This is a genomic window from Sorangiineae bacterium MSr11367, from assembly GCA_037157805.1.
GTDB classification, from domain to species: Bacteria; Myxococcota_A; Polyangia; order Polyangiales; family Polyangiaceae; genus Pendulispora; species Pendulispora rubella.
Genome location: CP089983.1, coordinates 7,551,707 through 7,567,767, shown reverse-complemented (window position 1 = coordinate 7,567,767; position 16,061 = coordinate 7,551,707). Strand labels below are relative to the sequence as shown.

The 16,061-nt window shown below is 68.4% G+C and carries 3 protein-coding genes; 1 reads left to right on the top strand and 2 read right to left on the bottom strand.

Annotation, left to right across the window (positions count from 1 at the left end; all coding sequences use genetic code 11):
* The first annotated feature begins 208 nt into the window (after positions 1 to 208).
* Positions 209 to 778, top strand: coding sequence for a hypothetical protein (locus tag LVJ94_29265; protein WXB00997.1), 570 nt, complete (start codon positions 209 to 211; stop codon positions 776 to 778).
* Positions 779 to 964: 186 nt separating this feature from the next.
* Here LVJ94_29265 and LVJ94_29260 read toward each other — a convergent pair whose 3' ends face one another.
* Entirely contained in the window at positions 965 to 1,234 is a 270-nt protein-coding gene (locus LVJ94_29260; protein ID WXB00996.1) for an MbtH family protein, read from the bottom strand.
* 10 nt (positions 1,235 to 1,244) lie between these two features.
* Complete coding sequence (locus LVJ94_29255) at positions 1,245 to 15,941, bottom strand: amino acid adenylation domain-containing protein (protein WXB00995.1); 14,697 nt, start codon at positions 15,939 to 15,941, stop codon at positions 1,245 to 1,247.
* Positions 15,942 to 16,061 lie beyond the last annotated feature (120 nt).

Below are 16,061 nucleotides of genomic sequence, written 5' to 3'. Positions count from 1 at the left end.
CCGGACACTCCGGCAATAGGGCTGTACGAAGTTCCCAATTGAGAATCGTGTATTCGAAGCCAAGCCGGCTGTGATCGGCGTGCAAAAGGGCACTCGATAGAACCGAGGAATTCTGATGTCATCGAGGTCGATGAGCCCCTCGGACCACCGTGTTCCTGCATCTCGAAAGGATCCGCGAGAACCGAGCAAAAGCGCTCCTCCGCCGTCGATGCGTGCGGGGGTTCTTCAAGAGTCGTTCGACTGGATCGACGAGCTCCAACCACACATGGCCGCGGCCATTCGCGAGAACTGCGACCCGAAGCAAACCGCGGTCATCGGGCAGGCCACGCGCCTCGTGTGGGTACCGCTCGAGTATGGCATTGGGCTGAGCACCGCCGTTCACTCCGTCCTCGGCGACGCGGGGCTTCTCGATTTGGGGCGCGAGGCGATCCTTCGCTCGGGCAATCGCACCTGGCTGCGCCCCTTCCGCGACGCGGCCGTGAGCATCTTTGGCTACGATCCGCGCGGCATTTTCCGCTTCACCCCGCGGGGCTGGAACATGATCTTCGGCGGTTGCGGCGAGCTGACCTTCGCGTCGCCCGTCCCAGGGACGGGGACCCTGATTCTGGGAGGTTTTCCCCCGCTGGTCTCCGACCCAATGTTCCTAAAGACCATCCAGGGTGCTTTTTGGGCGACCTTGGACTTCTGCAAGGTTCAGGGCGAGGTGTTCCTCCGCCCCCTCGAGCCGGGTGGCCGCACGTGCACGTTCGATATCGCCTGGACACCGCGCGAGCCCTGACCGCGGTCTGCGCACCTTTCGTGCGCTGCGCAAGCCGGGTAGAAGGAGCTCGACCCAGTCGAACGAGAGGTCAAGAAAACGAAGTAAAGCAGAGGGGGAATGAATTCCCAATGAAACTCGAAATATCAGATTAGCCGACCAGGCGCGTCTTCGCGGGGAAGACGCGCCGTGCACGTTGGGTGGCGGTCAGCCGATGCCGTAGGCGACTTCCGGCTTGCTGGTCTCGGCCGGCGGAACGAAGGAGCGGCGAGACATGGCGGCGATGAGCGTCGTCGGGCGCATATCGGTCCAGTGCGTGTTGACGTAATCGAGGCACGATTGCCGGCTGGCTTGACCGTGCACCTTGATCCATCCGGCGGGTACTTCGGCGAAGGCCGGCCAGAGCGAGTGTTGACCCTCGTCGTTCACGAGGACGTAATAAGAGGCTTCGGTGTCTTCGAAGGGATTCGTTGCCATGGGGGGAGGGTTACCTTTCCTGGACGTGCCGGAGTTTGTCGGTGATGGTTCGGCCGATGAGGGCAATGGGATCGGGGTGAGTCATCTCATGATGGCCGCAGTCGACGACAAGTGTGTCGATGCGGCCGTGTACGTGTGGTTTCCATGCAGACGTCAGTGCGGAGGGGTCATCGTGCTGTCGCCCGGCGACGAAGAGCAGCACGTCGCCCTGGTACGGGCTGAACAGCCCGGGCTCGATGGATGGGACGACGTGGCGGAGCGTGTTCTCCGTGACACGGCTGAGAGCGGCAATCTGGCGCTCTGGGAGGCTTTGCAGCGCGCTGCTGCCGCCGGCGAGCTCGCGCAAGGCTTCCACCGTCTCCTGCTCGCCCCACGTGGCGTCGGGGCGCACGCCCGGAGGCTGTGGCGCGGCATCGAGAAGTGCGAGGAGCGCAACGTCCTCACCGGATGCTTGCAACCGTGTTGCAACCAAATGTGCGACCGTGCCACCCAGCGACCACCCGAGCAAGCAGTACGGACCGCGCGGTTGCACGGCGCGAATGCGTGCGAGGTAATCCTCGGCCATCGCCTCGACGGACTGCGGTAGCTGCTCGTCGCGGGCGAGCCCGCGCGCCTGCAGGCCGTAGACCGGGTGCTCGGGCGGGAGATGCCGCAGAAGACCCGAGTACCCCCAGCCGATGCCCATCATGGGCGGAAAGCAAAACAGGGGGGCCTGGGCTCCGGCCTTTCTCAGCGGCAAAAGGACGTCGAAGGGATCGTGCTCGTCCGCGGTCCCCAACGCGGCGGCCAAGCCCGCGGCCGTCGGATTCTCGAACAGCGTGCGCACGTTCATGGGGAGACCCAAGGTGGCCTGCACCTGACCCGCGAGCCGCGCGGCGAGCAGCGAGTGGCCTCCGCGCTCGAAGAAGTCGTCGTCGGCGCCCACCTCGGGAACTCCGAGCACGTCGGCGAAGAGCCCGCAAAGGATCTCCTCGTGCGGTGCACTCGGACGGCGGTGCGTCGACGGGGGCGGCAGATCCGGAGCGGGAAGCGCCTTGCGATCGACCTTGCCGCTGGGCGAAAGCGGCAGCGCCTCCAGCGGGACGAAGGCCGACGGGATCATGTGCTCGGGTAGACGATCGGCGAGGTGTGCCCGCAGATCGGCGTCGCCGTAGCCGACGGTGTAGGCCACGAGGCGCTTGTCCCCGGGGCGGTCTTCGCGCAAGAGCACGACGGCTTGCGAGATGGCCGGATGCTCGAGGAGCGCGGTTTCGATTTCGCCCACCTCGATGCGGAAGCCGCGCAGCTTGATCTGATCGTCGGCGCGGCCCACGAACTCCAACTCGCCGGCATCGTTCCAACGCGCGAGATCGCCCGTGCGGTACATGCGCCCGCCGTGGGGCTCGAACGGATTCGCCACGAAGCGCTCGGCGGTGAGTGCCGCGCGATCCTTGTAGCCTCGCGCCAAACCCGCGCCCGCGATGTACAGCTCCCCGGTGACGCCGGGCGGCACGGGCCGCAGCGCCGCATCGAGTACGTACACGCGCGTGTTGTCGATCGGCCGGCCGATCGACGGCGTCGCGGAGCCCGACAGAGGCTCGCTCGTCGTCGCGACCACCGTGGATTCGGTGGGGCCGTAGGCGTTGACCATGCGCCGCCCCTTCGACCAGCGGGCCACGAGCTCTCCGGAGCACGCTTCGCCGCCGACGATCAGGGTTTGCAGCGCCGGCAGCTCCGCCGACTCGGGCAGGGTTGCCAGCGCCGCCGGCGGGATGAGCGCGTGCGTGATGGCATGATCCGCGAGCACCGAGGCCAGGGTTTCGCCGGCCAGGATACCCGGGGGGGGTATCACCAGGGTGGCTCCGGCGGAGAGGGCCATGCCCAGCTCGAGGACCGAAGCATCGAAGCTCGGCGACGAGAACGCAAGCACGCGGCTCGCGGGCGTGACGGCGAAGCGCTCGCTTTCGGCGGCTGCGAAGCTGGCCAAGCCGACGTGGGTGACCACGACGCCCTTCGGATGCCCCGTGGAGCCCGAGGTGTAGATGACGTACGCCGGGCAGTGCGGGTGAAGCTTCACCGCGGGCGGCGTGGCATTGCGCGCGGCCATGTGGTCGATCTCGAGCACGGGGCACGAGATGTCGCCGGCCTCCCGAAGCGCGGGCACGAGGTCGCTGCGCGTGATCAACGCGGCGGGGGCCGCATCGGCCAGCATGAAGCGAACGCGCTCGGCCGGGTAATCCGTGTCGACGGGCAGGTATGCACCGCCGGCCTTGAGCACCGCGAGCGCGGCGATGACCATTTCCGCCGACCGCGGCAACGCCAGGGCGACGATGCGCTCCGGCCCGACCCCGTGCTCCGTCAGCGCGTGCGCCAAGCGATTCGTGCGGGCATCGAGCTCGGCGTACGTCTGCGACGTGCCCTGCGCGACGAGTGCGATCGCGTGGGGGGCGCGCGCCACCTGTGCGGCCCAGAGCTGGGGCCACGTGGTGGTCGAGTGCTCGCGCGCCGTTTGGTTGAATTCGAGCAGCACGCGCTGGCGCTCCTCGGGCCGGAGCAGCTCGATTCGACCCACGAGGGACTCGGGATCCGAGGCAAACGCGGTCAGCACGGCGGCGAGGTGATCGCGCAGTGCTTCCACGGTGGCCGACTCGAAGACGTCGGGCCGGTATTTCAGATCGAGCCGGAGGCGCTCACCCGGAATGGCCACGACGGTCAGCGGGTAGTGCGTCGCATCGCGCACGGTGATGCCCGTGAGCTCGAGATCGCCGCTCGCGGCGCGGAGGGCGCCCGGATCCACGGGGTAGCTCTCCAGCACGACCAGCGTGTCGAAGAGCGCACCGCGGCCCGCCGCCGCCTGAATATCGGTGAGGCCGGTGTGATGGTGCGGCGAGAGCTCCGCCTGGCGGTCCTGCACCTCCTTGGCGACGTCCCGCAGGCGCCGCGCCGGATCGAGGCGCACGCGCACCGGCACGGTGTTGATGAACAGCCCGATCATCGACGCCGCCCCCGCGATTTCCGGCGGTCGCCCCGCGACCGTGGTGCCGAACACCACGTCGTCGTGTCCGATCCACCGGCCGAGCACGATGGCCCACGCCACCTGCAGCGCCGTCGCCAGGGTCAGGCCATGGATGCGGGTCTGCTCGCGCAGCCGCACCGTGAGGTCCGCCGGAAGATCGAGCAGCACTTGCTCGGGCAGCACGGGGTGGTGCACCACCGAGGCCGGGGCCAAGCACGTCGGCTCGTCCAGGCCTGCGAGGGCCTCACGCCACGCGGCCGCCGAAGCCTCCGCATCGCGCGCGGCGAGCCACGCGAGGTAGTCCTGGTACGGTGCCGGCCGCGGAAGACCGGCGTCGTCCCCATGCTGCCGATACAGGACGAGGAGCTCCTGCAAGAGCAAGGGGAGGGACCATCCATCGAACAGGATGTGATGGTTCGTGAGCACCAGCCGATACCGATCGCGCTCGACCCGGATCAGGGTGAAACGCATCAGCGGCGGCTCGCCCATGTCGAACGGGCGTGCGCGATCCTCTTCGAGGAGGCGCGTCAGTTCAGTGGGGCGCATGGCCGGGTGCAACGTGGAGAGATCGTGCTCCGTCCAGGCGAAGGTAGGCTTCGCCGAGAAGATCTGCACCGGCTCCTCGAGGCCCGCGGTCCAGAAGCCCGCCCCCAGGTTGGGGTGGCGGCGAAGCAGCGCTTGCGCGGCCCGCTGGAGCCGAGCGCCATCGAGGCTGCCCGCGAGTTCCAGGGAGAACTGCACCGCGTACACGTCGGGGGCTTCCCCGTCGTAGAGCGCGTGGAAGAGGAACCCCTTTTGCAGCGGCGAAAGCGGCAGCACGGAGGTGAGATCCGGTCGCGCGTTCTCCAGCTGGTCGATCTGTTGCTGCGACAACGAAACGAGCGCGAAGTCCGACGGGGTGAAGCCACCCGCATCGGGCTGCGCCGTGTGGGCCACCAGGGCATCGAGCGCCTTGAACCACCCTTCGGCGAGCTCGCGGACGTCCACCTCGGAGAGCAGCCCCTCGGGGTACGACCAGTGCGCCGTGAGGTGTGGGCCGTTCTCGTGATCGAGGGTGACCGCGTTGACCTCCAGCGCGTGCCCGGCCGGCATGCCGGCATCGGATCCACCGCTCAATCCACCCGCCTCGGGCGCCGGAAGCCAATCGGCGCGCCGCGCCACCGCAGGGAATCGACCCAGGTAGTTGAACCCAATTTGCGGAGAGGCTGCACCCGCCATCCGGCTCGCCGCGTCCGGATTCAAATACCGAAGGATGCCGTAGCCGATGCCGCGATCCGCGATGGCGCGCATCTGCTCCTTCACGCGCTTGAGCGCGCCGCCCATGTCGCGCAGCGGCTGCGCGATCGTGCCCGGATCGAGGCGAACGGGGAACGCGCTGGTGAACCAGCCCACCGTTTGCGAAAGATCCGCATGGGGGACGATGTCCTCGCGGCCGTGGCCTTCCAGCTCGAGCAAGACGTCCGTGCGATCGGTGATGCCCCGGCGGCGTCGCCACTCGGCGACGGCCACCGCGAGCCCCGTGAGGAGCACATCGTTGATCCCCGCGTGGAACGCGGAGGCCACCTTGGTGAGAAGAGGTGCCGTGCGCTCCGGCGTCATGGTCAAGCTGAGCGCGCGCGACGAGCCCACCGTGTGCCGCGAGGGATCGAGCGGCTCGCGTGTGAGGCGCGGATCCGGCGGCTCGAGGATCGCGGCCCAAGCATCGAGCTCGCGCACGCGCGCCGGGCTGGTGGCGAGCTCGCGAAGCCGCAGCGCCCATCTCCGGAACGACGTGCCCACGGCCGGTAGCTCGGGCTCTTGCCCCTGCGTGATCGCGGCCCACGCGCGTGCCAAGTCCGCGACGAGGATGCGCCAGGACACGCCGTCGACGACCAGGTGGTGCAGCACCAGGAGCAGCCGCCCCGCCTGTGAGGCGCCGGTATCGAACCACACCGCTTGCAGCATGGCGCCGTCCTCCGGCGCGAGCCGCGCTTGGGCGGCCTTGGTCTGCGCGGTGATTTCCGCTTCGTCGATGGCGCTCGTGCGGACCACGGCCAGGGAGACGGGCACCTCGCCGCGGCCGGCGATGTGGAGGCTCCACGCGTTCTCGCTTCGCGTGAGGCGCATGCGCAAGGCGTCGTGGTGATCGACGATGGCCTGCAAGGTCGCCGTGAGTGCTTCGGCGTTGGCTCCGGGCGGAACCTGCAAGAGCATCGCTTGGAAGAACCCGTCGATCGGCCCGCCGCGTTCGCGGATCCAGTGCATGATCGGCGTCAGCGGCAGGTCGCCGATGCCATCGTCCGGCGGCACGAAGCGATCGAGTGCCTCCACCGAGAGCGTGGCCCCGGCGAACTCCGCGAGGGCGGCGACGGTGCGCTGCTGGAAGACGTCGCGCGACGTGAAGACGAGCCCCGAGGCACGGGCGCGGCTGACGAGCTGGATCGAGAGGATGCTATCGCCCCCCAGCTCGAAGAATCCGTCGTCGAGTCCGACGTTGGCGACGTGGAGAATCTCCGAGAACAAGTGGCAAAGGATGCGCTCGGGCGCCGTGCGCGGGGTGCGGCGCGAGGTGCGCGCGCCGAGGCTCGGTGCGGGCAGGGCCTTGCGATCGACCTTGCCGCTCGGCGAAACGGGGAGGGCCTCCAACGCGACGAAGGCCGTGGGGATCATGTAGTCGGGCAGCGACTCCGCCAGGTGTGCGTGCAGCTCGTCGACGGCGCCGGGATCGCGCAGAACGACGTAGGCGACGAGGCGCTTGATGCCCGGGGTGTCTTCGCGTGCGACGACGGTGGCCTGGCGCACCTGCGCGTGGCGCGTGAGGACCGCCTCGATTTCGCCGACCTCGATGCGGAAGCCGCGGACCTTGACCTGGCCGTCGGCGCGTCCCACGAAGTAGAGCTCGCCGTCTTCGGTCCAGCGCGCGAGATCCCCCGTGCGGTACATGCGCGTGCCCGGTGTGCCGAACGGATCGGCCACGAAGCGCTCCGCGGTGAGCGAAGGCCGCGCGAGGTAGCCGCGCGCAAGGCCTTGGCCCGCGATGTAAAGCTCGCCGGGAACGCCGACGGGCGCAGGTCGCAGGGCCGCGTCGAGCACGTACACGCGCGTGCCGAAGATGGGGCGGCCGATGGCCGGCGCACCGCTCGACGGCACGAGCTGGCTGCTCGTGGTGGCCACCACCGTGGACTCCGTGGGGCCGTACGCGTTGACCATGCGGCGGCCCTTGGACCATCGGTCCACGAGCTCGGCGGAGCAGGCGTCACCACCGACGATGAGCGTCTCGAACTCCGTCAACTCCGCGGCCGCGGACTCGGGAACGCTGGCCAGTGCCGCCGGCGGAATGAGCGCGTGCGAAATGCGTTGCTCGCGCAGCATCGAGGCCAGCGCCTCGCCGGCCAGTGGGCCCGCCGGGGGAACGACCAAGGTCGCGCCGCGTGCCCAGGCCATGCAAAGCTCGAGAACCGATGCATCGAAGCTGGGCGACGAGAAGCAGAGAATCCGGCTGCGGGGTGTCACGGCGAATCGCTGCACCTCGGCGGCGGCAAAGCTGCCGAGGCCCGCGTGGGTGACGGCTACGCCCTTGGGCCGGCCGGTGGAGCCGGAGGTGTAGATGACGTACGCCAGGCTCCCCGCATGGAGGTTCAGCGGAGGCGCCGCATCGGACGTGCCCACCGAGGTCAACCCGGCTGCGTTGAAAGTCGGGCGCGGCAAGCCGCGCACCTCCGGGAAGTCGGCGCCCGTGATGGAGAGCACCGGCTTCGCGTCGGCGAGCATGAAGTGAATGCGCTCGGCCGGGTAATCCGGGTCGACCGGGACGTACGCGGCCCCTGCCTTGAGCACCGCCAGCTGCGCAATGATCATCTCGGGCGAACGTGGCAAGAGCACCGCCACGAGCCGCTCGGGGCCGACGTTGCGGGCGATGAGCTGCTGCGCCAAATGATTCGCCCGCCCATCGAGCTCGCGGTACGTCAGCTTCCCGCCGGGGAACTCCACCGCGATGGCGTCCGGCGTTTGCTGAACGTGTTCGCTGAACATGGTCAGCAGATTCGGGAACTCCTGCGGCGCGCGCGTCTCGTTGAATTCCACGAGGATGCGGCGCAACTCGGTAGGATTCAACGCATCGATCCGTCCGAGTTTCCGCGACGGTTCGTCCACCAGAAGGGCGAACACCTGGTGAAGCTTCTCGGCCAGCGCCTCGACGACGGGCCGCTCCAAGCGATCCTCGCGGTAATTCAGATGCACTTGCATCCGCGTTCCGGGAACGCCCACGACGCTCAGCGGATAGTGCGAGGCGTCCTGCGCATCGATGGCCGTGAGCTCCAGCGCCTCCTCTTGGAAGGGCATCGCGCCCTTGTCGAGGGGGAAGTTCTCCATGACCACCAGGGTGTCGAACAGCGCGCCCTGAATCTCGGACAGGCCGACGTGATGGTGCGGCATCAGTGCGGACTGGTCGTCCTGCACGCGCGCCACCAATTCGCCCAACGACTGCTCGGCCGCGAGCCGTACCCGCACCGGCAGCGTGTTGATGAACAGGCCCACGATCGACTCGACGCCGGGAACCTCCACCGGCCGGCCCGACACGATGGTGCCGAACACGACGTCGTCCCGACCCGTCCACATGCCCAGCACGATGGCCCACGCCGCCTGCAGCATCGTCGCCAGGGTGACGCGATGCTCGCGTGCGCGGTCGCGTAGGCCCGTGGAGAGCTCCTCCGACAGCTGCGTGACCACGCGCACGGGCATGAGCGAGCCCTTGAGCGGGGCATCCCCCGTGAGCCGCGTGGGCCCGTCGAGATCGGCCAACGCCGTGGCCCAGGCGCGCTTCGCGGTCTCGCGATCGCGGGTCGAGAGCCAGGTGAGATAATCGCGGTACGGTGTGGTCGCCGGCAGCTCGCGATCGTCGGCGCGGCGCTCGTAGAGGGTGAAGATCTCGCGCAAAAGCAGCGGCATCGACCATCCATCGAGCAAGATGTGATGGTTGGTGACCAAGAAGCGGTAATGGTCCGCTGACAGCCGGATCAGCGTGAAACGCAGCAGCGGCGGCGAGGCCATGTCGAAGCGTCGCGCGGCATCTTCGTCGACGATGCGCGCGAGCTCGCGGGCATGCTCCTCCGGTTCGAGGTGCGTCAGATCGTGCTCCTCCCAGGGCAGGGACGTCTGCCCGGGGACGAACTGCAGCGGTTGCTCGAGCCCTTCCACCCAGAAGCCTGCGCGCAGGTTCGGGTGGCGATCGAGAAACACGCGGGCCGACGCGGCAAGGCGTGCCGCATCCAACTGACCTTGAAGGTCGAGCCGGAACTGCACGGTGTACACGTCGCGCCCGTCGTCGCCGCCGTCGTACAGCGCGTGGAACAAGAGTCCCTGCTGCAGCGGCGAGAGCGGCAACACGTCGACCGCGTCGGGCTTCGCCTCGCGCACGATGCGCGCTTGCTCGCTGGTGACCCAGCGCGCGGGGCCGGTGGGCGCGGTCTCTTGCACCGCGCCCGCGATGGCCGCCAGGGCCTCCACGGTGCGGTGTTGAAAGACGTCGCGCGGCGTGATCATCAGGCCTGCGGCACGGGCTCGCGCGGCGAGCTGGATGGACACGATGCTGTCGCCGCCGCGATCGAAGAAGCTGTCGTCGATGCCCACGTCGGGCACGTTGAGCAGGTTGGCGAACAGCTCGCACAGGATCTCCTCACGCCGCGTGCGCGGACGGCGCCGCGAGGCCGCCGCCGCTGCGAAATCGGGTGCGGGCAGCGCTTTGCGATCCAGCTTGCCGCTCGGCGTGAGGGGAAACGCCTCCAGCACGACGAACGCCGACGGCACCATGTACTCCGGCAGCCCCTTGGCCACGAAGGCGCGCAAGGCGTCCGTCTCGATCGGCTCGGCGCCGCTCGCCGCAACGACGTAGCCGACCAAAAGCTTGTTGCCCGGTCGATCTTCGCGAACGACGGCGCAAGCCTGGACTACCGACGGATACCGGCCGATGGCCGCTTCGATTTCGCCCAGCTCGATGCGGAAGCCGCGGATCTTCACCTGGTCATCGGAGCGCCCGAGGTATTCGATCTCGCCCGTGGCGCTCCAGCGCACGACGTCGCCGGTGCGGTACATACGTGAACCCGGTCCTTCGAACGGGTTCGCGACGAAGCGCTCCGAGGTCCGATCCGGGTGGTGCAAATACCCGCGCGCGAGGCCGCGTCCGCCGATGTACAGCTCTCCTTTGACGCCCGGGGGCACCGGCTGCAGGTTGCCGTCGAGCACGTACACGCGCGTGTTCGTGATCGGGCCACCGATGGGTGGCGGTTGCTCCTGCGCCGTCTCTTCTTCAGCGGCGTCGGGTTGCGCATACCACGCGGTCGCGTACACCGTGGCCTCGGTGGGGCCGTAAATGTTCGCAATGCGGCTCGCTGGCATCGCCTTGCGGATCGCGCGCACCGTTTTGGCCGAAAGCGCCTCGCCCGCGAGGACCACCGTGCCCGCGCGAACCGCCAGCGAATCCTGCGCGAGCAGCTGCGAAAACACGGAGGGCACGCCGCTGACCAAGCTCGCGTTCCAAGGCTCGTTCCGAGCTTCGCCGAGCGCGAGCAGGTCGCGCACCACCTCGATGCTGCCGCCGATCAGCAGCGGGCAGAACATCTCGAACACCGAGACGTCGAAGTTGAGCGACGTCGACGCCACCACGTGCGACAGATCCGACGCGCCGAACTGCATCCGCGCCCACGTCGCCAGCGCGACGACGTTGTCATGGGCCACGACGACGCCCTTTGGCCGCCCCGTCGATCCGGACGTGTAAATCACGTACGCCGGATGCTCGACCCGCAAGGTCTGCACGCGCTCGGCATCGCTCACGTTCGACGAAGAGTGCGCCGCCAGCGCGGCCACCGTATGCAGATCGTCGAGAAGCAGGTGCGCGGCGTGCGCCGGCGGAAGGCGCTCGGAGACTTCGCGCGTGGTGAGCACCACCTCGGGCTTGGCGTCGTCGAGCAAGTACGCCAGGCGATCGGCGGGGTAATTCGGATCGAGCGGCAGGTACGCCGCCCCCGCCTTCCACACCGCCAGCGCCGCGACGATCAAGTCCACGGAGCGCGGCAACGCCAGGGCGACGAACCGCTCCGGCCCCGCACCCCGCGCAATGAGCAGCCGCGCAAGCCGGTTGGCCCGCGCGTTCAGCTCCGCGTACGACACATCGGGGCGCACGGCCACCGTCTCCGGGGTCTTCGCCACCTGCGACTCGAAGAGCCGCGGCAAGGTGAGCTGCGGCACCGGGCAATCCGTGTCGTTCCACTCGACGAGCACGCGCTGCCGCTCGGCCGGCGTCAGCGCCGCGCTCTGCCCGACGCGGCCCACGGGCTGCGAAGGATCGGCCACCACGTCGGTGAGCACGCGAACCATGCGCTCGGCGATGCCCTCCACCACGTTCGGCTGGAGCACGTCGGGGCGGTAGCCGAATCGGAATTCGAGCCGCGGCCCCGGCAAGGTGACCATGGTGAGCGGGTAGTGCGTGGCGTCGCCGCCATCGAAGTCGGTGATCCTCGGATCGCCGTAGACGCCGCTCTTGGTCTTCTCGTCGATGGGATAATTCTCGAAGACGGCGAGGGTGTCGAACAGTTCGGCCCCGCCGGCGAGGCGCTGGATCTCGGTGAGGCCCAGGTGCTCGTGGGCCATCAACTCCGATTGCTGATCCTGCAGCCGCGCCAGCATGCTCGAAAGCGGCTCCGCCGGATCGAGCCGCACGCGCACGGGCACCGTGTTGATGAACAAGCCGACCATCGACTCGACGCCGGGGATCTCCGGGGGCCTGCCCGCCACCGTGGTGCCGAACACCACGTCCGAGCGCCCCGTGAGCCGGCCGAGGACGATGCCCCACGCGCCCTGCACGACCGTGTTCAAGGTCAGGCCGCGCCCGCGCGACTCGCGCTGGAGTTCGGCGGTCAGCTCCTCGGGCAGCGCAATGCGCACCTGCCCGGGCATGATGGGCTTGCGCTTCGCATCCGCGGGCACGAGCAAGGTCGGCTCGTCCACCCCCGCGAGCGTCTGGCTCCACGCGGCCTCGGCGGACGCGCGATCGCGCGTGGAGATCCACGTGAGGTACTCGCGGTACGGCGTCGGCTTGGGCAGCCGCGCATCTTCACCGGCGGCCGTGCGGTACAGCGCGAAGAGCTCTTGCAGCAGCACCGCGGTCGACCAACCATCGAGCACGATGTGATGGTTCGTGAGCATCAGTTGATGCAGCCCCGCCTGCCCTCCCTGCATGCGAAACAGCGTGAAGCGAAGGAGCGGCGGCTTGGCCATGTCGAAGCGACGCGCGTGATCTTCCGCGCAGATCCGGGTCAATTCGGCCTTGCGCGCCTCGGGTTCGAGCGCCGAGAGATCGTGCATCGTCCAGGGAAGGTGCACCTTGCCCGGGATGAACTGCGCGGGTTGCTCCAGGCCATCGACGAGGAAGCCAGCCTTCAGGTTCGGGTGCCGGTCCACGAGGGCGCGGGCCGCCGCCTCCATGCGCACGACGTCGAGCTGGCCGGTCAGCTCGAGGCGGAGCTGCACCGAGTACACGTCGGGGCCGCTGTCGTTGTACAGGGCGTGGAACAGGAGCCCCTTTTGGAGCGGGGAGAGCGGCAGCACGTCGACCACGTCGGGGCGCGCGGCGCGGATCACGTGCATCTGATCGCCGGAGGCGAAGGCGAGGGGATCGCCCGACGCGCCGTCCGACGCTTGGACGACGCCCGCGATCGCCGCGAGGGCCTCCACCGTGCGGTGCTGAAAGACGTCGCGGGCGGTGATGACCAGGCCTGCGGTGCGCGCACGCCCGACCATCTGCAGCGAGCCGATGCTGTCGCCGCCCAAGTCGAAGAAGCTGTCGTCGATGCCGACGGAGGGCAGGTGCAGCAGCTCGGCGAAGAGCCGGCAGAAGACCTCTTCCTGCGGGGTTCGCGGGCCGCGTTGCGAGCTTCCGGCGGCGAGATCCGGCGCGGGCAGGGCCTTGCGATCGAGTTTGCCGTTGGGGGAAACCGGCAGCGCCCCGAGCGCGACGAAGGCCGAGGGCACCATGTAATCAGGCAGCGATTCGGCGAGGTGGGCGCGAAGCGCGTCGGCGCCGGCCCAGTCTTTCATCGCCGGCGTCGCAGGCACGACGTACGCGACGATGCGCTTGAGGCCCGGCGCGTCCTCGCGGACGATGACCGCAACCTGGGTGACGTCGGCATGGCGTGCGAGAACGGCTTCGATCTCGCCCAGCTCGATGCGGAAGCCGCGGACCTTCACCTGGTGGTCGGCGCGCCCGGCGAATTCGAGCTCGCCGGACGCCGTCCAGCGTGCGAGATCGCCCGTGCGGTACATGCGTGCGCCGGGCGCCCCGAAGGGGTCGGCCACGAAGCGATCGGCCGTCAGCGCCGGGCGCGCGAGGTAGCCGCGCGCAAGCCCTTGCCCTGCGATGTACAGCTCGCCCGCGATCCCGATGGGGGCCGGCCGGAGCGAACCGTCGAGGACATAGACGCGTGTGTTGCAAATGGGCCGGCCGATGGGCGGGCTGCTCGCGCCGCTCAGCGGCTCGCTGGTGGTTGCGACCACCGTGGATTCGGTGGGCCCATAGGCGTTCACCATGCGCCGGCCTTTGGACCAGCGGGCCACGAGCTCGCCGGAGCAGGCATCGCCGCCCACGATCAAGGTCTCGAGCGCGGGCAAGGTCTCCGCCAACGCGTCGGGGATGCTCGCCAGCGCGGCCGGCGGAATGAGCGTATGCGAGATGCGCCCATCGCGCAGCACGTTGGCCAAGTGCTCGGCGGCCAGCGGGCCCGGCGGCGGCACGATCAAGGTGGCACCCTGCGGCCACGCCATGCAGAGCTCGAGGACCGACGCATCGAAGCTCGGCGACGAGAAGCACAGGATCCGGCTCTCCGCCGTGACCGCGAAGCGCTCGACCTCCGACGCGGCGAAGCTGGCCAGCCCCGCGTGGCTCACCGCCACGCCCTTCGGCCTCCCGGTGGAACCGGAGGTGTAGATGACGTACGCCAGATTCCCCGGCACGATGGCGATACCCGGGGGGGTATCGGACTCGCCCAGCTCGCCCAACGGCCCTGCGAAGTCGGCGCCCTCGACGCTCAGCACCGGCTTCGCGTCGTCGAGCATGAAGCGAATGCGCTCGGCCGGGTAATCGGGATCGATCGGCAAATAGGCCGCCCCAGCTTTGAGCACGGCCAACTGCGCCACCAACATGTCGCGCGAGCGAGGCAACACCAACGCCACCACGCGTTCCGGCCCCACGCCGCGCTCGACCATCCATGCGGCGAGGCCGTTCGCGCGCGCATCGAGCTCGCGGTACGTGAGCGTCCCCTCGGGCGACTCGATGGCAACACGGTTCGGGCTCGTACGTACGTGCGCACCGAACATCTCCGTCAGCGTTGCGGGCGCGATGGCCTGTGCGGTGTCGTTGAAGACGGTGAGTACGCGCTCCCTTTCCCCGTCGTCCGTGAGATCGAGTTTCCCAATGGGTGAACGTCCGCGCGCATCCGAATCGGTCGCCAGAAGCCGCACGAAGCGGGCCTGGTGCGCTTCGAGATCCTCGGCCCGGTAGTGGGCAGGGTTCGCCTGAAAGTCGAAGACCAGTCGCCCCTCACCGTCTTCGTAGACGTGAATCGACAGATCTTCGACCGGGCCAAAGGCCATCTTGCGGACAGCCAGCGGCTGCCCGTCGAGGCGCACGTCGTAGGCGGACGGAAAAATGTTCACCATGGTGCCGACGAGCGATACGTCCTCGGTCACCAGGTCGAGATCGCGCCGGAGGTCCTCGTAGCGGTAGCGTTGATGCCGCAGCGCCAAGCGCATCTCCTCGGCGGTGTGCTCCAGCAGATCCCGCAAGGTCATGCTCGGGCGCGGGGCCAAGCGCAATGGCACCACGCTCGACACCATGCCGGGCACCGAGCGGGCGATCTTCGTGCGCCGCGTGGTCACCGGAAGCCCGAGAACCACGTCGTCCGTACCGGTCATCCGATGTATGTAAAGTGCAACCGTCGCCACCACCGCGACGGACCAGGGCACGCCCGCTTGGCGCGCCGTCGTCCGCAACCGATCGAGAACCGGCGCCTCGACGTGGCACGTGCGCGAGAGCACTCCGCGTGCGGTCTTCGGTGGACGGCCCGAGAGCGTCACGGCCGCGGGGCGATCCGAAAAGCGCTTCACGAAGTGCGCGCGATCGCGCTCGAATTCGCTGGAAAGGCGATACCGATCTTCGTCCTCGAGCAATTCCTGCAAGCCCGGCAGACCCGGCAGTTCGGGCAACTCCGCAGCGCCCTCGCGAAGCGATGCGTACGCTTCGATGACCCGCTTCACCAGCAATCCGAATCCGAATCCGTCGAGAGCGATATGGTGACAACGGAGAAACCAGAAAAAGCGATCAGGCGCGATTCGCAGTAGCGAAAACGCGAAAAGCGGGCCGGCCGTCAGGTCGAAAAACGAGCCGAGATCGGCCTTCATCCACGCTTCGGCTTCGATAACAGGGTTGTCAGACCCGCTAAAATCGATTACCCGAAATGACCAATTCACATCGTCATTGATGACTTGACATGGCCCCGACTCGGCGCGAACCACTTGGATTCGCAGCGCCTCCACGTCGGCAACCGCGCGCCGTAGTGCGGCTTCGAACCGCTCCACGTCCACGCTTTCGCGAATGTCCAAGTATTCGCCGATGTTGTAATGCCGATTTTCCGGATCGAGCTGCTGGGCAAACCATATACCGGACTGAGCAAACGTTAACGGCAAGCGTCTGCGACCGAATTCCGACATCGCTTCGAAAATTCCATTCTGTTTTACGCAGCCAGGTCCCTCCCCAACTGCGAAACGGTTCATTGATGTATGGCCTGCGCGCGACAGAACCGTCGA